Source organism: Vibrio sp. Sgm 5 (assembly GCF_026241575.1).
Taxonomy (GTDB): Bacteria; Pseudomonadota; Gammaproteobacteria; order Enterobacterales; family Vibrionaceae; genus Vibrio; species Vibrio jasicida.
In genome coordinates, this window is the sequence record NZ_JAPHPY010000001.1 from 167474 (window position 1) to 184575 (window position 17102).

Below are 17102 nucleotides of genomic sequence, written 5' to 3' on the forward strand. Positions count from 1 at the left end.
AGCAGCCAGTGCTCGCTGGCTGCCTTGCGACCAAAGGAGATCATGGATGCACAACCTTGCTGTCAATCTGGAGCGCAGTGCTGCGCTCTTTCCTTCAAAAGCTGCGCTCAGGATGGGCGATGATGAAATCAACTACGCACTGCTCGACAAATTTGCAGGCAATATTGCTACGAACCTAAATCGACTTGGACTAAAAGTTGGTGACAAAGTTGCACTGTCTTGTCCAAACATTACTTACTTCCCAATCGTGTATTACGGGATTTTAAAAGCAGGCTGTGTCGTAGTTCCTTTGAATGTGCTGTTTAAAGGCCGTGAGATTGCTTACCACCTCAACGACTCTGATGCAAAAGCGTATTTCTGCTTTGAAGGAAGCGAAGAGCTGCCAATGGGAAGCTACGGTAGACACGGTTTCTCTGAAGCTGAGCAGTGCGAACACTTTATCTCTTTGTCAGAACGATGCAGAGAAGAAGAGCACGCTGTTGATGCTTGGCTTATGCAAGACAATAAGCTATTTGAGTCAATCAGCAGAAATGGTGATGATACCGCCGTTATTCTTTATACCTCAGGCACGACCGGTCAGCCGAAAGGGGCGGAGTTATCTCACACCAACATGTTAACGAACGCTATGTCTTCCCAGTATCTGATGCGGTTGGAATACAGTGATACCACTATGGCAACCTTGCCTCTGTTCCACAGTTTTGGTCAGACTGTAATGATGAATGCCAGTGTGCTGACAGGCTCTACTATGGTGTTGATCCCGCGCTTTGAGCCAAAGTTTGTGATTGAACAAATCATCCAGCATAAAGTCAGCGTGTTTGCAGGTGTGCCTACAATGTACATCGCATTACTCAGAGCGGGTGAGCAATCTCCGGAGCATTCCGAATTAGTAAAGCACAGTCTTCGCATAGGAGTGTCTGGTGGGGCTTCTATGCCTGTAGAAGTGATTCGTCAATTTGAACAACGCTTTGAGCTGCCAGTATTGGAGGGTTATGGATTATCAGAAACCGCACCAGTGGCCACGTTTAATCATAGTGATGGAGACCGACTACCAGGCAGTGTTGGACAACCATTATGTGGCTACGTGATTAAGATTGCGGACGTAAAAGGTCACGCCCAAGCCGTGGGTGAATTAGGGGAAGTCTGCATAAAAAGCCCAAGTGTAATGAAAGGCTATTACGGACGACCAGAAGCAACTCGTGAGGCGTTGCGCGATGGTTGGTTTTTAACGGGCGATATTGGACGAGTGGATAAACACGGCAACTTGTTCATTGTCGACCGCGTTAAAGACATGATTATCCGAGGCGGTTATAACGTCTATCCGCGTGAAATAGAAGAAGTCTTAATGTGTCATCCTGATGTAGAAATGGTCGCTGTTGTCGGTGAACACGATGACCGCCTTGGTGAAGAGGTACATGCGCATGTTGTGCTTCATCAAGATGCGCATTGTAGCCCTGACACTTTAATCGCTTGGTGCCGTGAACAACTTGCTGACTACAAATACCCACGCCGTGTTTTCATTCGTAAAGCACTGCCTATGACCGCCACAGGCAAGATTTTAAAGCGAGAGCTTCACCCTTTAGATGTCGCGGAGGTAGATGATGGACAGTTATGATTTTATTATTGTGGGCGGTGGTTCAGCCGGATGTGTTTTAGCGTCTCGACTCACTGAAGATCCTAATGTCACTGTATGCTTGTTGGAAGCGGGCGGGCCGGATTCAAGTCCCTTTATTCATACGCCGGTTGGTGTCGTAGCGATGATGCCAACCAAAATAAACAACAGGGGTTTTGAAACCATTCCTCAATCGGGCTTGAATGGTCGCAAGGGTTATCAACCAAGGGGCAAGACGTTAGGTGGCTCGAGTTCGATCAATGCGATGATGTATGCCAGAGGACACCGATACGACTACGATCTTTGGGCAAGCCTTGGGAATGAAGGGTGGAGCTATCAAGATTGCCTGCCGTACTTCAAGAAAGCCGAAAATAACGAAGTCCATCATGATGAATTTCACGGGCAAGGTGGGCCACTTAATGTTGCTAATCTGCGTTCACCGAGTGGCGTTGTAGAGCGCTTCTTAGATGCATGTGAATCGATCGGCGTACCTCGTAATCTAGATATAAATGGCGCAGATCAGCTGGGCGCCATGCAAACGCAAGTCACGCAAATCAATGGCGAGCGATGCAGTGCCGCCAAAGCTTATCTGACTCCTAATTTAGACCGGCCGAATCTGACCGTTATTACTAAGGCAACTACGCACAAAGTATTGTTTGAAGGCAAACGAGCGGTTGGCGTGGAATATGGCTTGAAAGGGAATAGCTTTCAGATCAAGTGCAACAAAGAGGTGATTCTCTCTGCAGGAGCATTCGGCTCGCCACAAATTCTGATGCTATCTGGTGTTGGGGCAAAGCAAGATTTACAAGCGCACGGGATAGAGCAAGCTCATGAACTGCCGGGCGTTGGTGAAAACTTGCAAGACCACATTGACCTAGTACATACCTATCGATGCACAGCGAAGCGCGATACCTTCGGTGTTTCGCTGCAAATGGCAACAGAGATGACCAAAGCTTTACCACAGTGGATGAAAGCTCGCAGTGGAAAAATGAGCAGTAACTTTGCCGAGGGCATTGGATTTCTTTGCTCCGATGACGAGGTAAAAGTGCCGGATTTGGAATTCGTCTTCGTTGTTGCGGTTGTCGATGACCATGCACGCAAAATGCACATGAGCCATGGCTTTAGCTCTCACGTCACTTTACTAAGACCAAAGAGCATTGGGACCGTTAAACTCAATAGCACCAACCCTTACGATGTACCGCGTATCGACCCTGCATTTTTTAGTCACCCTGAAGACATGGAAATCATGATTAAAGGCTGGAAGAAGCAACACCAAATGCTGGAAAGCCAAGCGTTTGATGACATACGCGGGGCCAGCTTTTATCCCGTGGATGCGAACGATGAGAAAGCCATCGAGCAAGATATTCGTAATCGAGCGGATACCCAATATCATCCCGTAGGCTCCTGCAAAATGGGTATGGCGAACGATCCTTTAGCCGTGGTAGATAGCAATCTTAAGGTTTATGGATTAGAGGCACTAAGAGTTGTCGACGCGTCGATTATGCCGACGCTAGTGGGCGGGAATACCAATGCGCCAACCATTATGATCGCGGAGAAAGTGGCGGATACCATCAAAGCTAGTTATCGCTTAGATGAGAGTATTGAGAAGCAAGCCACCGCTTCGATATAAGTTACACCCTTCAAAAAATAAAATAAGCCGAGGCTGTAGGACAACAGTCTCGGCTTATTAGCAGGCACTTAAAAGCGAAAAGGTAAGTGCTATTCTTCTGAAAAGTCGTTTCCGGTTTCGATCATTTCAGCAAGCTCATCAAGTGCTTGGACAGAGATTTCCGACAAACGTTGTAAATGTTTATCAAAGTTCTCTTGTTCAACAAGCGGTGTTTTATTGTTATTAATTTCTTTTGTTAGCATCGCCCAACCTCTTGAGTTGAGTAAGGGGGAGACGACATAATAAGCAAAAGTATGAGAAAAAAAGAAACGATCCATGTGTAATCTGTTAGCTGGATCATCGATTGCAGTGATAGAAGTGATGAATTACTTAGAAAGCGAGCGATAGAGCTCAAATATGAAAGGTTAGCTAGCAGCTACGTTAATAGCTGCTAGTTAAGAGGTTAGAACTGAGATTTAGAACCAAACTGTTCAGCAGCGTAAGCAACGCGCTCTTTTGGTTTTGGATATTCGGCCGGCATACCAAGGTTTTCAATGTGTTTTAAACGAGGTAACAAACCCGCGCCGTTGGCGATTTGAATAGCCAAACCCGGACGAGCGTTCAACTCCAACACCATTGGTCCTTCTTCTTTGTCCAACACCATGTCAGTACCCATGTAACCAAGTCCTGTCATTTCCCACGCACTCGATGCAAGCTCTAATAAGCGCTCCCAATGAGGTACTTGTAGGGTTGATAGATCTTTGCCAGTATCTGGGTGATGCGTAACAGGTTGGTCAAATTGCACCGCACGAATGGCTTTGCCTGTCGCAATATCAATACCAACGCCTACTGCACCTTGGTGAAGGTTGGCCTTGCCATCTGAGGCTGCAGTAGAGCAGCGCATCATTGCCATCACTGGGTAGCCTTTAAAGACGATAATACGAACGTCAGGCACGCCTTCGTAACTGAAACCATCAAAACAGTCATCGAACTTGATTAGGTTTTCTACGACTGCAACGTCATTCTTACCACCTAGAGAAAACAGACCAGCCAGTGCGTTACTGATATGGCGTTCTACATCCTCTTTATTGATGGTTGCACCAGATGGCTTGGTGTAAACGCCATCTTTGTGCGAAGTGATAACAAGGATACCCTTACCACCACTTCCTTGCGCTGGCTTGATTACAAAACCTGGCCAGTCCAATACCATCTTGTGGATCTTTTTGACTTCAGCTTGGCTGTCAATCACGCCGATAAGAGCAGGCACTGTCGCACCTGCTGCTTCAGCAATGATTTTTGTCTTTAGCTTGTCATCCACCAACGGGTATTTTGAGCGATCATTGTAGCGACCAATATAGCTATGGTTACGCTTGTTCATCCCCATAATGCCTTTATGGCGAAGCTTAGCTGGCGAAGTGAAACGTTCAAACATCGTTTAGTCCTCCGCTAGTGGCTTAAATCGACGTAGCTCTGTTAGACGGTAGCCTGTGTAAGTACCTAGTAATAGGATGCCTGCAAGAACAATCAGTTGTAGGCCAATGAAGTTAAACGTTAAGTGTTGGATATAAACGTTCGTCATCGCTAGGTAAACCAAGACAGCGGTTAGTAGTGAACCACCACCTTGAAGAACTACTTCTTTCGCACCTTCTTCTTCCCATAGAATCGACATACGTTCGATCGTCCATGACAAGATGATCATAGGGAAGAACGTAATTGTTAGACCTTCTGTTAGGCCAATCTTGAATGCGACCACGGTGAAGACCGAGATGATCATAATTACGGTTATGATTACGGCGGATATCCTTGCAACCAGAAGTAAGTTAAGCCTCGAGAGGTAACTTCGTATTATCAAGCCAGTACCGACAATTAATAGGAAGCCGACAATACCAGTTACCAGTTGCGTTTGAACGAAGGCAACCGCAATCAATACTGGCATGAAGGTACCCGAAGTTTTCAGACCGATGATGACACGCAGGAACACAACAATCAGTGCGCCGATTGGGATCAACATGATGGTCTTAAACATGGCTTGCTCTTCAAGTGGCAAGCTATGTATAGAAAGGTTGAGTAGGCCATCCGCTTCCACTTTATTGTCAGTGGCTTGCTGTGGAGTCACTTCCTGCTTAATCATAGAGAAGTGAACTTGGCTGTTTTTACCGCCAACTAAGTCAAGTAGGGAAACGTTCGATTCATCCCATACGAGAAGGTTAGGTTGTGCTGCGGCTTGCTCTGAATTTGGCGAGAAGAGAACCCATTCTTCCCCCGACCATACCTGAACCATAGGCTGAATAGCTTGACGACGGCGGCCGTCTTCTAATTCGATTACGCCAACGATTTTGCTTTGCACACCTGCAGTAAGTAGGATCTTGTGTAATGCATCGGTACGATCAAAGTCATTAAGAATCAGCGCTGAGTTTTGGCTGTCTGGATCGTTTAGCGTTTTGATCAGCTCGCGAGCAAAGGTGACATTGTCTGCTGAGCGGCTCATTGCACGTTCAATCAATGCATTTGCGGCGGCTTGTTGCGGCGCTGAAAGGGTAGGTTTTGTGATTTCACCTGCAGGTGGCTGTTCATCCACTTTTGCTTGTGGGTCAACTAAGAACTGGGCTTTGTAGTAAATAGTTTGTGGGCCACTTGCTTGACGGATTGACCATTCTGCACGACGACCAGAGTCTGAGTTGACGTAAGAAACGCCGTAACCTGGAGACGATGCTGATTCACCAATCAGGGTGTAACCATTTTGAGTATGCGGCGCAGCAAGAGAAGCTTTTACTTCGTTGCCATTCGCATTAAATTCGATACGGGCTTCAACATCCCAAATTTGACGTGTTTCACCTGGAGTCCAAGGTACGCCGTAATTCTGATGTCTGAAAACACTCAAAGCGATGCCTGCAATCACCAACAGGATGATTGACAGGTAAAACGGTATTCTGGACGTCATAATCTACCTTATTATTTTTTATCTTCTTCCGTTTGAACGTATTTACGGCTCACATCAACGAGTGCGATGTCGCGCATAAACTCTCTTCCTAGTAACACAGGATGGTTCATTTGAGAACGATCTGCCAACGTAAATTGCGCTTTTTCATGAATTTTTCCAACGCGCACCCAAAGTTCAACAACAGCTCGACGCTCTAGTTCTTCAGTGGTTGCTTGACGGATTTTCACGTAGCGAATAATTGGCGCTTCAATCCAAATGTCTTTCTCTTCATCTGACTTGGTATTGTCAGCAAGATGGAAACGCACCCAGTTTTTGCCATTTCTTTCGAATTCTTCAATATCGACTGCATTTAATGAAGACGTTGCTGCGCCGGTATCGACACGTGCATCGAAAGTTTGTTTGATGGAGTCAATGGTCACTCGCTCTATGGAGCCCAGGACAATGTCATGAGTAGGAGTCGCCTGAACAGGCGCAGGAGCTTGAACGATAATAGGCTCTTTCGGCTTTCTTACTTCGTCCATCGCTTCTTTACGGAAGGTATTGAGTTCGCCATTTAACTTATCCACTTGGCCTTCTAAACTTTCGATGTAATCCGATTGGTTACTAAGTTGAAGCTCTAAGTTGGTAACGCGAGTATTGAAATTCGTCTCTGAAGCTTGAATAGCGGCTAACGTTTCTTGGTGGTACTGTTCGCCTTTTGTAAGGGTACATCCTGACAATAGGGCGATTGCAACAACCGGAGTCAATCGTATAAACATTGAAAACCTTGGGATTGGATTAAGTTGTTTGTTTTTTAAGAGTTTAGCGTTATCGCCAAAGGCTCACAAGTAAGAATCTCTCGCAGTCTCTTACAGAGTGAGGAATAGTGACGAAAAGCCAAAAAATTAAGGACGCAATATGCATCCTTAATTAGATTGAAGAGAGGTTAATGTCTTAAAGGAAGGAGTGAGTTAAGACAATGTCAGAAATCTCAGTTAATTATGGCTTGGTTGCCACAAGTACCGCTCGACGAGGGGCAGGGTAGCCTTCTACCGTTTTGCTCGGGTCGTTTGGATCAAGGTAATCCGGCAGTGAGTTATGCGTCATCCAATCGGTCGTGCGCTGCTCACCAACCGTCGTTACGTTTTCATCTACGATGCACACATCTTTAAAGCCAACCAGTTCTAGCCACACTTTCAGCGCTTTCGCTGAAGGGAAGAAGTACACATTACGCATTTGCGCGTAACGAGATGCCGGAACTAATACCGCGTTCTCATCGCCTTCGATGACTAGTGTCTCAAGAACAAGCTCACCGCCTGATACTAACTGGTCTTTTAGCTGCACCAAGTGATCCAGTGGAGAGCGACGGTGGTAAAGCACGCCCATGCTGAATACAGTGTCGAACGCTTCTAACTTAGGTAGCTGTTCAATCCCTAATGGAAGAAGGTGAGCTCGTTGGTCATCGCCCATTAACTTACGAATCGCTTCGAACTGAATTAGGAACAGATGAGAAGGATCGATACCAACCGTTAGGCGTGCACCTTCACCTAGCATGCGCCACATGTGGTAGCCGTTGCCACAACCCACATCTAATACGCTGCGGTTTTTCAGTGGCGAGATGTGCGGAAGCACGCGATCCCATTTCCAGTCACTGCGCCATTCGGTATCAATATGAATACCGTGCACAGTGTATGGGCCTTTGCGCCAAGGGTGGAATGTACGCAGTAGGCTTTCTAGCTTTTTCAGCTCACCTTCATGAAAAGGCGTATCGTTGCTGATGGTCACTGAGTTTTTGATGTCCACTTGGTTTGGCGCACCTTGTGGGATCTTGTTCAGTGCTTTCAGCCAGCGACCAAAATCACCGTGCTCAGCATTTTGCCAATCTGTTAACTGTTGAGGTAATACGTTTAGCCACGGCTGAAGACGAGTGTCTTGCGCGATTAACTGATAAAAATTAGCAAAATTAAACATAGTTTTTCACTGAGTAATAAATTAAAAAATTGACACTAAATTCGAAACGTTAAGACTTTCTCGCTTCTCGCTTCTCGCTTCTCGCTTCTCGCTTCTCGTTATTTAATCGCAAACATCGAACCGAAGTTAAAGCACTGGAACCAAACGTCGTAGCTTGAGAAACCAATTTTCGCGAAACGCTCTTTATGATCTTTCTTCGAATCAGGGCGCATCACGTTTTCAATTGCGCTGCGCTTCTGGCTGATTTCCAGCTCACTGTAGCCGTTCGCACGTTTAAAGTCGTGATGAAGATCGATCAGTAGCTCATTGGATACTTCATCTTCAAACACAAACTTCTCAGACAGAATCAAAATGCCACCTGGGCGCAAACCCGCGTAGATTTTCTCCAATAGCGCATAGCGGTCTTCTGGAGAAAGGAATTGCAGTGTGAAGTTCAATACCACAACCGACGCGTTTTCGATTTCAATATCGCGGATATCCGCTTCTACCACATCAACTGGCGTGTCACTTCGGTAGGCATTTACATGAAGCTTACAGCGCTCAACCATCGCAGGAGAGTTGTCCACTGCAATGATTTGACAACCTTCTTGTTTGATATGACGACGCATAGACAGTGTAGCAGCACCCAAAGAACAGCCTAGATCGTAGATGTTTGAGTGAGGTTTAACAAAACGCTCTGCCAACATACCAATGGCAGAAATGATGTTGCTGTAACCCGGCACCGATCGTTGAATCATGTCAGGGAAAACTTCCGCTACGCGTTCATCGAACGTGAAATCCCCAATTTTATCGATTGGAGCCGAAAAAATAGTATCTGGATTGCTGTTAGGGTTCATAACCAAATCTCTGCATACAAGCTGCCCGAAACGTCAGGCATCAAAAAAGGCGCGTATTTTATGGGAAATTCGCGCCTCTGTCATTTGCTTAATTATAAGCTTACCTAAAACATTTGTATTTGTGAGTTGCCATCATTGGCAGGAAACGACGACAAATTGGGCAGCGAGAGCTTAAGTTGTAGCTGCTTATAAAGCTTTTCAGCCAGTTCTGGTGCTAAGACGTTATCTGGCGTGTGGATCATCAAGTAAGGTTGAATGCCTTGTTCAATCCACATCGGTAACTTCTGCAACCAAGGTTCGAAAAAGCGCAGGTTGTCTTCCATGTCGGGATGACTGATAAAGCGAATCATCGGGTGCTTAGCAGTTGCAATTGCATGAACTGGAACGCGAGGCTTTTTCTGGTGGGCATCGATCACCGCTTCGGTCGTCGGCTGCGCGGCGAACACTGGGCGGCTGTCCATGATAATGCGGTCAATGCCACTCTCAAGTAGCCATTGATTCAACGCACGTTCTTCTTCACCTTTGGAGAAAAACGCCATATGGCGAACTTCCACTCCAAGTGGAAAATTCGGTGGAAAGCTAGCACAGAACTTCTTTAATCTATCGAGGTGTTCTGGACCAAATGCAGCAGGGAGCTGAATAGTCCATTGCCCGACACGCTCATGAAGCGGTTCCATGACCTTCATAAAGTCACGTAACTGCTCGTCGCAACCTCTGAGCATCTGCTCGTGAGTAATGGCTTTTGGCAACTTAAAGGTGAATTTGAAATTGTCGTGAGTCGCGGCTTTCCAGTTTTGCACCGTGTTGAGCGTCGGTGTGGCATAAAAGGTGGTGTTGCCCTCTACGGTATGGAACACCTGCGCGTACTTTTCGAGTCGCTCTGCGGGCTTGGTTCCGCTGCCATAAAAGCTTTGTTGCCATTGGTTGTGCGACCACATGGTCAATCCAAGTCGAAGGGGTAAATTATCCATATCTCTGCTTTACGTTTTTTCCTGAGCCCACTTTACGAGAGTTTTGCTGAAATGGGTAATTTCACGCTATAATCCCCACCAATTTTTTCGCTTTGGTGCGCTTTTGAACATTTGTTGTACTAAAAACCACCAATGAATGATAAAACACACTTAATTGTATGTTGAGTAGTCGATTTTCATAGGCTTTCAGCGTATAAATGGATCTTTACTCTGCTCGGCAATGAGGCTGACAGAGCGTAGTTAACAATATTTGAGAGATTGGGAATTTCATTATGCGTACCCATTACTGTGGTCACCTGAACAAGTCCCTTGCAGGACAAACTGTAGAACTTTGCGGCTGGGTTAACCGTCGTCGTGATTTAGGCGGTCTTATTTTTATCGATATGCGAGATCGCGAAGGTATCGTTCAGGTAGTTGTTGATCCAGATATGGCAGATGCGTATGAAGTGGCTAACACACTTCGTAATGAATTCTGTATCAAGCTAACTGGTGAAGTTCGCGTTCGTCCAGAGAGCCAAGTAAACAAAGACATGGCAACAGGTGAAGTTGAGATCCTTGCGAAAGGTCTTGAAATCATCAACCGTTCTGACGTTCTGCCTCTAGACTTCAACCAAAAGAACTCTGAAGAGCAACGTCTGAAGTACCGTTACCTAGATCTACGTCGTCCAGAAATGAGTGACCGCATCAAGCTACGTGCTAAAGCGTCTAGCTTTGTTCGTCGTTTCCTAGATGACAACGGCTTCCTAGACATCGAAACACCAGTACTAACAAAAGCGACACCAGAAGGCGCTCGTGACTACCTAGTACCTAGCCGTGTTCACAAAGGCAGCTTCTACGCGCTTCCTCAGTCTCCACAGCTATTCAAACAGCTTCTAATGATGTCTGGTTTTGACCGTTACTACCAAATCGTTAAGTGTTTCCGTGATGAAGACTTGCGTGCTGACCGTCAACCAGAATTCACTCAGATCGATATCGAAACGTCATTCATGACGGCTGACCAAGTTCGTGCAACGACTGAGAAAATGGTTCGTGAAATGTGGCAAGAGCTACTGAACGTTGACCTAGGGGAGTTCCCGGTAATGCCGTTCAGCGAAGCGATTCGTCGTTTCGGTTCTGACAAACCAGACCTACGTAACCCACTAGAACTAGTAGACGTTGCAGACCTAGTAAAAGACGTTGAATTCAAAGTATTCTCTGGTCCAGCAAACGACGAGAAAGGTCGCGTTGCCGTTATCCGTGTACCAGGTGGTGCTGAGCTTACTCGTAAGCAAATCGACGGTTACGCAGAATTCGTAGGTATCTACGGTGCGAAAGGTCTAGCATGGATGAAGGTTAACGACCGTGCAGCAGGCATGGAAGGTATCCAATCTCCAGTAGCTAAATTCCTAAGCGAAGACGTGATCAACGGTATTCTAGATCGCACTCAAGCGGAATCTGGCGATATCATCCTATTCGGTGCAGACAAAGCTAACATCGTTGCTGAAGCACTAGGTGCACTTCGTCTTAAACTTGGTAAAGACCTAGGTCTAACTAAAGAAGGCACTTGGGCTCCACTTTGGGTTGTTGACTTCCCAATGTTCGAAGAAGACGACGAAGGCAACCTGCACGCAATGCACCACCCATTCACATCACCTCTAGGTGTGACTGCGGAAGAGCTAAAAGCGAACCCAGCAGTAGCGAACTCAAACGCATACGACATGGTTCTAAACGGCTACGAAGTGGGCGGTGGTTCTGTACGTATTCACAACGCAGAAATGCAAGCAGCGGTATTCGATATCCTAGGTATTGATGCAGACGAGCAAAAACTGAAGTTTGGTTTCCTATTGGAAGCGCTGAAATTCGGTACGCCACCTCACGCAGGTCTTGCATTCGGTCTAGACCGTCTAGTGATGCTGCTTTGTGGTACTGAGAACATCCGTGATGTTATCGCATTCCCTAAAACAACAGCAGCGGCGTGTCTACTAACAGACGCACCGAGCCTTGCAAACCCAGCGGCTCTAGAAGAGCTAGCAATTGCAGTGACTGTTGCGAAAGAAAAAGACGCAGAATAAGCGCACAACATTTAAAGAAAACTCCCGCATTTGCGGGAGTTTTTGTTTTAATGAACCCAAGAATTATTCCGAGCACTTTCCCAAGTAACGTTATTGAGCAATCAAAGTTGAGCATTAACGTCAAAATAAATTAAAAGGTGAATCATGGCAGGTCATAGTAAATGGGCGAATATTCGTCACCGTAAAGCTGCGCAAGATGCCAAGCGTGGCAAAATCTTTACCAAGTTAATTTGTGAAATTGTCGTTGCCGCGAAAGAGGGTGGCGGAGAAGCTGACAATAACCCTCGGTTACGAGCTGCTATCGATAAAGCACTTTCTAACAACATGACGCGAGACACGGTGAACCGTGCGGTCAGTCGTGGTGCCGGTGGTGAAGGCGATGACAACATGGAAACCGTCATCTACGAAGGATACGGTCCAGGTGGCACCGCCGTAATGGTTGAATGCATGACAGACAATCGCAATCGAACGGTTTCTGGCGTGCGTCACGCGTTTTCGAAGTCTGGCGGTAATTTAGGTACAGATGGAAGTGTTAATTATCTGTTCGATAAGAAAGGTGTGATTTCTTATGCCTCCGGCTTAGATGAAGACGAAGTGATGGAAGTGGCGCTTGAGAGCGGCGCAGATGATATCGAAACATCCGAAGACGGTTCTATTGATGTGTACACGGCACCAGCTGATTTCGGTAGCGTCAAAGATGCCTTGGATGCAGCAGGCTTTGAGGCTGACAATGCAGAAGTATCATTAATCCCATCAACGAAAGCAGAATTGGACGTGGATACTGCCCCTAAGCTTCTACGTCTGATTGATGCGTCAGAAGACTTGGATGATGTTCAAGAGGTGTATCACAACGGTGACATTTCTGACGAAGTGGCAGCCACATTAGAATAAGATTACTCAATGGGGACAGAGCGTTCTGTTCCCATTTATTTTCATTAATTATAATAACGAGATAGAGATCGTTCTTGATCTGCTTTCTTAGGAAAATTCATGTCAATTATTTTGGGTATTGACCCAGGCTCTCGCATTACGGGTTACGGTGTGATTCGTCAGCAGGGACGTCATCTACAATATCTAGGCAGCGGCTGTATTCGTACTTCTGAAAAAGAGCTGCCAGGTCGACTTAAGCAAATCTATGCAGGTGTGACGGAAATCATCACCCAGTTTCAACCAGATGTATTTGCCATCGAACAAGTGTTTATGGCGAAGAATGCCGATTCTGCACTAAAGCTAGGGCAGGCGCGTGGTAGTGCAATTGTGGCGGCTGTGAATGCGGATCTTCCGGTGCATGAGTACGCGGCTCGTCTTATTAAACAAGCGGTAACGGGCACAGGTGGTGCAGACAAAGTTCAGGTTCAGCATATGGTTCAACACATGCTTAAGTTGCCCGCTAAACCTCAAGCTGATGCTGCCGATGCGTTGGGTGTTGCTATTTGTCACGCTAACACGAATAAGACGCTGGTGGCGCTCGCAGGCAAAGCAACCAGCGCAAGAAAAGGTCGTTACCGTTAAGCGTGTTCTCGTATTAAAAATGAGACATCTCAGACAGATTTAAGGATTGGATTTGTTGAGAAAATGTTACAAAACTATAGTGGTCAGAGGTCTAATAAGAAATCAATCAAGGAAGATTGAACATGAATCCAGCCACGCTGTGGCGCAGTGCATTTATGCCGCGCCAAACTCAATGGACAAGAACACAACAACGTCAAGCAGACATCCTCTCTCTATTTACCTTCATCGCTTTTCTCGTCGGGATCTACAGCCTGATCAAATGGTCTAAACATGGGCATGAAAGCTTAATCTTCACCTCAGTACTCTTAATCGCACTCGAACTGATATCCGCCTTCAGCCTGAGATGGTTCAAACGACCAGCATTGTCGCTCAATCTGGGGTTTGTAGGCATGTCAGTGCATGCACTCAACATCATTTATCAAAGTGGTGGCGTGGTCGATTCAACCCAAACTTACTGGGTGCCTTTGTTAGTCGTCGCTTTCTTTTTATCTGGCACTCGTATCATGGCGATCTCATGGAGTGCATTAGTCATCGCGGTTTCTGCAGTAATGACGTATCAGCATGTGTCTGGTTTTGGTTTTCCCCAACTCGTGTTGTCTGAATCTGCGCAGCGCGTGGAAATATGGTCAGGCACCGTGTTACCGCTGGTGGTGATTTGTATTGCGCAAGCCTTTACCGCTAAGCAACGGGATATTGCAATTGAAAGTGCAGAGAAATCTAAAGCAGAAAGTGAATTGGTCGCACAAAAAGCAACGGCAGGGGAGCTACGGCTAGGAGAGGTACTAGAGCAAGCTAATCAAAATTCGGCGGAGCTTAAACAAGTTTCGCAAGTGTTGGATGGACAATCTTCGCTGTTAGGTGCTCAAGTCAATGCTCTCAATATCAACAGTGAGTCTCAAGCCAGTGCGGCTGAGCAAATGAGTCAGCAAGTACACCACATGGCGACGGGGATTGAAACGTCAAGCAAGTTTGTTGAAGAGCTTCGTGAGAAGAGTGAAGACGTTCATCAACAAGCTGAGAAAAGCTCTGAATTGCTCGAAGACTCTACACAAGCGATCAGCCAGATCATTACCAGCCATGAAGACATCATGAAAGTGGCGGACTTAATTACGTCGGTCGCAGAGCAAACCAATTTATTGGCACTGAATGCGGCTATTGAGGCGGCGCGAGCGGGGGAGCAGGGCAGAGGCTTTGCAGTGGTCGCGGACCAAGTGAGAGAGCTTTCTGCAAAGAGTAGTCAATCCGCAATCGAGATTCGTAACTTGCTTGATCGCAGCGAGCAAGAGGTGAAACACGGGCAGAATGTTGTTACTTCAAGCACAGAACGAATGAATACCATCATCCAGCAAGTGACCACAATTTCTCATGATGTGCAGAGTCTTTCTGGCATCATGGCGACGCAAATGACCGCATTAAAAGGGCTTGATGAAGCCAGTAGCGAAGTCGCTAACGGCGTAGTGAACACCAAGACCATTGCTGAAACTGTCGCTCAATATGGCACTGAGCTCAGTAGCCAAGTCGTCACCGTGAGAAACCTGACTCAACAACTTGATCAAGTTGTCTCAAAAATCTAACCGAACGGCATAAAGGACTGGATGTCTATCCAGTTCTTTATTATCCTGTCGCAAATTCATTTCCAAAGAGTATTTATAGTGATTGGACGTCTTCGCGGCACTCTGCTTGAAAAGCAACCACCTGAAGTTTTAATTGAAGTTAATGGCATTGGTTATGAAGTACAGATGCCAATGAGCTGTTTCTACGAACTGCCAAACGTCGGCGAAGAAGCGATCATTTATACTCATTTTGTTGTGCGTGAAGACGCTCAGCTGCTTTACGGCTTCAACACAGTCAAAGAACGTGCGCTCTTCCGTGAAGTAATCAAAGCGAACGGCGTCGGTCCTAAACTGGGGCTGGGTATACTTTCTGGTATGACGGCAAGCCAATTCGTTTCTTGCGTAGAGCGTGAAGACATTTCAACACTTGTGAAGCTACCTGGCGTTGGTAAGAAAACCGCAGAACGTCTTGTTGTGGAAATGAAAGACCGCCTTAAAGGTTGGGGTGCTGGCGACCTATTTACTCCGTTTACGGATGCGGCTCCTGCGGATTCTGGTGCGGCATCTAGCAATGCTGAAGAAGAGGCAATCAGTGCGCTTCTAGCTCTAGGCTACAAACCAACTCAAGCGTCGAAAGTAGTCTCTCAGATCGCTAAACCGGATATGACCAGTGAGCAACTGATCCGTGAAGCACTAAAATCAATGGTGTAACGAAAAGTTCAAGGGAACAATATGATTGAAGCCGATCGTTTAATCGCGCCAGAAAATCCTTCATTTCGTGATGAAGATGTCATCGACCGTGCGATTCGTCCTAAGACGCTGGCGGATTACCAAGGTCAGGATCACGTGCGTGGTCAGATGGAGATTTTCATCAAAGCCGCTCAATTGCGAAATGAAGCGCTCGACCACCTTTTGATATTTGGTCCTCCAGGTTTGGGTAAAACCACACTTGCGAACATCGTTGCTAATGAGATGGAAGTGAATATTCGCACTACTTCCGGCCCAGTACTTGAGAAAGCAGGGGACTTGGCGGCGCTGCTGACCAACTTAGAAGAGAACGATGTGCTGTTCATTGACGAGATTCACCGCTTAAGCCCAATGGTTGAAGAAGTGCTGTATCCAGCGATGGAAGACTACCAGCTAGACATCATGATTGGTGAAGGCCCAGCCGCTCGCTCTATCAAGATTGACTTGCCTCCTTTCACGCTTATCGGCGCAACCACACGAGCGGGTTCATTGACCTCGCCATTGCGTGACCGATTCGGTATTACTCAGCGCCTTGAGTATTACAAGGTCAAAGACTTGCAGGATATCGTTCAGCGCAGCGCAGATTGCCTAGGCTTGTCAATGGAGTCGGAAGGTGCGTTAGAAGTTGCTCGCCGCGCTCGTGGTACGCCACGTATCGCTAACCGACTACTACGCCGTGTTCGTGACTATGCTGAAGTAAAGGGCAATGGACACATCTGTGCGGAAGTTGCAGATAAAGCGCTGAACATGCTCGATGTCGACGCTAAAGGTTTTGACTACATGGACCGAAAACTGCTTCTTGCGATCATGGAAAAGTTTGGTGGTGGTCCTGTCGGTCTGGATAACATGGCAGCAGCCATTGGTGAAGAGAAAGACACCATTGAAGATGTGCTAGAGCCTTATTTGATTCAACAAGGTTACTTACAACGCACACCTCGTGGTAGAATAGCGACCGATCGCGCCTATCTGCATTTCGGAATTGAAAAGTAAGATTCCAAGCTGGGCGCACAGCGCTCAGCATTTCACCAATGTTGACCAACCTCTCATTTATTAAATCTCTTCTAATACTAAATAGGTAATAAAAACTTATAGATTGTTAACTCTATGTTCTTGCCTAACTGATTATTTTCTCTCCTGATTACTCTCTATTAACATACTCTTCTGATATCGTTTGATCTGGATCAATGTGATGGATTTTTGTTCAAATTCAGCGCATAAAGATTGATATACATCAAAGCGGTTTCTCGCTATAAACCTTTTGAAACAAACTGTTTTTAGCAGTAATATTAGGCCCAGCTATATTAGCTGATGCTTAACAATTAA

The 17102-nt window shown here is 46.3% G+C and carries 15 protein-coding genes; 8 read left to right on the forward strand and 7 right to left on the reverse strand.

The window, feature by feature from the left end:
* The first annotated feature begins 46 nt into the window (after positions 1-46).
* Together OQJ86_RS00695 and OQJ86_RS00700 are read left to right on the forward strand one after the other, a co-directional pair.
* Positions 47-1612 carry a long-chain-fatty-acid--CoA ligase gene (locus OQJ86_RS00695; protein ID WP_265985158.1) on the forward strand — a complete coding sequence of 522 codons (1566 nt, stop codon included), beginning with the start codon at positions 47-49 and terminating at the stop codon, positions 1610-1612.
* A complete protein-coding gene (locus OQJ86_RS00700; protein WP_265985160.1) occupies positions 1599-3239 on the forward strand; it encodes a GMC family oxidoreductase in 1641 nt (546 codons plus the stop codon). The genes OQJ86_RS00695 and OQJ86_RS00700 overlap by 14 nt, the downstream gene beginning before the upstream one ends.
* A gap of 89 nt (positions 3240-3328) precedes the next feature.
* Here OQJ86_RS00700 and OQJ86_RS00705 read toward each other — a convergent pair whose 3' ends face one another.
* The 7 genes from OQJ86_RS00705 to OQJ86_RS00735 all read right to left on the reverse strand — a co-directional run bounded on the left by OQJ86_RS00705 (position 3329) and on the right by OQJ86_RS00735 (position 9916).
* Positions 3329-3556: a hypothetical protein gene (locus OQJ86_RS00705; RefSeq protein WP_265985362.1), complete on the reverse strand. Its 228-nt coding sequence runs from the start codon at positions 3554-3556 to the stop codon at positions 3329-3331.
* Between the two features lie 125 nt (positions 3557-3681).
* Positions 3682-4650, reverse strand: a complete 969-nt coding sequence (locus tag OQJ86_RS00710) for an alpha-L-glutamate ligase-like protein (RefSeq protein ID WP_038866784.1) — start codon at positions 4648-4650, stop codon at positions 3682-3684.
* A 3-nt stretch (positions 4651-4653) separates the two neighbouring features.
* Positions 4654-6159, reverse strand: a complete 1506-nt coding sequence (locus tag OQJ86_RS00715; protein WP_038866785.1) for an inactive transglutaminase family protein — start codon at positions 6157-6159, stop codon at positions 4654-4656.
* Positions 6160-6170: 11 nt separating this feature from the next.
* Complete coding sequence (locus tag OQJ86_RS00720) at positions 6171-6917, reverse strand: ATP-dependent zinc protease (protein WP_038866788.1); 747 nt, start codon at positions 6915-6917, stop codon at positions 6171-6173.
* 220 nt (positions 6918-7137) lie between these two features.
* Complete coding sequence (gene cmoB, locus OQJ86_RS00725) at positions 7138-8109, reverse strand: tRNA 5-methoxyuridine(34)/uridine 5-oxyacetic acid(34) synthase CmoB (RefSeq protein ID WP_104025712.1); 972 nt, start codon at positions 8107-8109, stop codon at positions 7138-7140.
* A gap of 98 nt (positions 8110-8207) precedes the next feature.
* Positions 8208-8945 (reverse strand): carboxy-S-adenosyl-L-methionine synthase CmoA, encoded by a 738-nt coding sequence (cmoA, locus tag OQJ86_RS00730; RefSeq protein WP_038866790.1) that lies wholly within the window; start codon positions 8943-8945, stop codon positions 8208-8210.
* A gap of 104 nt (positions 8946-9049) precedes the next feature.
* Positions 9050-9916, reverse strand: coding sequence for a DUF72 domain-containing protein (locus OQJ86_RS00735; protein WP_265985167.1), 867 nt, complete (start codon positions 9914-9916; stop codon positions 9050-9052).
* Positions 9917-10188: 272 nt separating this feature from the next.
* Between OQJ86_RS00735 and aspS the strand changes: the two genes are divergently transcribed.
* The 6 genes from aspS (at position 10189) to ruvB (ending at position 16769) form a co-directional block, all read left to right on the forward strand.
* Positions 10189-11967, forward strand: coding sequence for an aspartate--tRNA ligase (gene aspS / locus OQJ86_RS00740; protein WP_045422298.1), 1779 nt, complete (start codon positions 10189-10191; stop codon positions 11965-11967).
* A gap of 144 nt (positions 11968-12111) precedes the next feature.
* Complete coding sequence (locus tag OQJ86_RS00745; RefSeq protein WP_265985172.1) at positions 12112-12858, forward strand: YebC/PmpR family DNA-binding transcriptional regulator; 747 nt, start codon at positions 12112-12114, stop codon at positions 12856-12858.
* A gap of 99 nt (positions 12859-12957) precedes the next feature.
* Positions 12958-13479 (forward strand): crossover junction endodeoxyribonuclease RuvC, encoded by a 522-nt coding sequence (gene ruvC / locus OQJ86_RS00750; RefSeq protein ID WP_005426231.1) that lies wholly within the window; start codon positions 12958-12960, stop codon positions 13477-13479.
* Between the two features lie 122 nt (positions 13480-13601).
* Positions 13602-15053, forward strand: a complete 1452-nt coding sequence (locus OQJ86_RS00755; RefSeq protein WP_265985175.1) for a methyl-accepting chemotaxis protein — start codon at positions 13602-13604, stop codon at positions 15051-15053.
* Positions 15054-15131: 78 nt separating this feature from the next.
* The gene (ruvA, locus tag OQJ86_RS00760) at positions 15132-15743 is read left to right on the forward strand and encodes a Holliday junction branch migration protein RuvA (protein WP_038866798.1); all 612 of its coding nucleotides are present in this window, start codon (positions 15132-15134) and stop codon (positions 15741-15743) included.
* A gap of 21 nt (positions 15744-15764) precedes the next feature.
* Positions 15765-16769, forward strand: coding sequence for a Holliday junction branch migration DNA helicase RuvB (gene ruvB / locus OQJ86_RS00765; RefSeq protein ID WP_265985178.1), 1005 nt, complete (start codon positions 15765-15767; stop codon positions 16767-16769).
* The last annotated feature ends 333 nt before the right edge of the window (positions 16770-17102 follow it).

What these genes read in the sequence shown, in the direction of transcription:
- OQJ86_RS00745 (WP_265985172.1), top strand. Translation starts at nt 12,112, where the DNA reads ATGGCAGGTCATAGTAAATGGGCGAATATTCGTCACCGTAAAGCTGCG.
- OQJ86_RS00755 (WP_265985175.1), top strand. Translation starts at nt 13,602, where the DNA reads ATGAATCCAGCCACGCTGTGGCGCAGTGCATTTATGCCGCGCCAAACT.
- OQJ86_RS00695 (WP_265985158.1), top strand. Translation starts at nt 47, where the DNA reads ATGCACAACCTTGCTGTCAATCTGGAGCGCAGTGCTGCGCTCTTTCCT.
- OQJ86_RS00735 (WP_265985167.1), bottom strand. Translation starts at nt 9,916, where the DNA reads ATGGATAATTTACCCCTTCGACTTGGATTGACCATGTGGTCGCACAAC.
- OQJ86_RS00720 (WP_038866788.1), bottom strand. Translation starts at nt 6,917, where the DNA reads ATGTTTATACGATTGACTCCGGTTGTTGCAATCGCCCTATTGTCAGGA.
- cmoA (WP_038866790.1), bottom strand. Translation starts at nt 8,945, where the DNA reads ATGAACCCTAACAGCAATCCAGATACTATTTTTTCGGCTCCAATCGAT.
- ruvC (WP_005426231.1), top strand. Translation starts at nt 12,958, where the DNA reads ATGTCAATTATTTTGGGTATTGACCCAGGCTCTCGCATTACGGGTTAC.
- OQJ86_RS00715 (WP_038866785.1), bottom strand. Translation starts at nt 6,159, where the DNA reads ATGACGTCCAGAATACCGTTTTACCTGTCAATCATCCTGTTGGTGATT.
- aspS (WP_045422298.1), top strand. Translation starts at nt 10,189, where the DNA reads ATGCGTACCCATTACTGTGGTCACCTGAACAAGTCCCTTGCAGGACAA.
- OQJ86_RS00710 (WP_038866784.1), bottom strand. Translation starts at nt 4,650, where the DNA reads ATGTTTGAACGTTTCACTTCGCCAGCTAAGCTTCGCCATAAAGGCATT.
- cmoB (WP_104025712.1), bottom strand. Translation starts at nt 8,109, where the DNA reads ATGTTTAATTTTGCTAATTTTTATCAGTTAATCGCGCAAGACACTCGT.
- ruvB (WP_265985178.1), top strand. Translation starts at nt 15,765, where the DNA reads ATGATTGAAGCCGATCGTTTAATCGCGCCAGAAAATCCTTCATTTCGT.
- OQJ86_RS00705 (WP_265985362.1), bottom strand. Translation starts at nt 3,556, where the DNA reads ATGGATCGTTTCTTTTTTTCTCATACTTTTGCTTATTATGTCGTCTCC.
- OQJ86_RS00700 (WP_265985160.1), top strand. Translation starts at nt 1,599, where the DNA reads ATGGACAGTTATGATTTTATTATTGTGGGCGGTGGTTCAGCCGGATGT.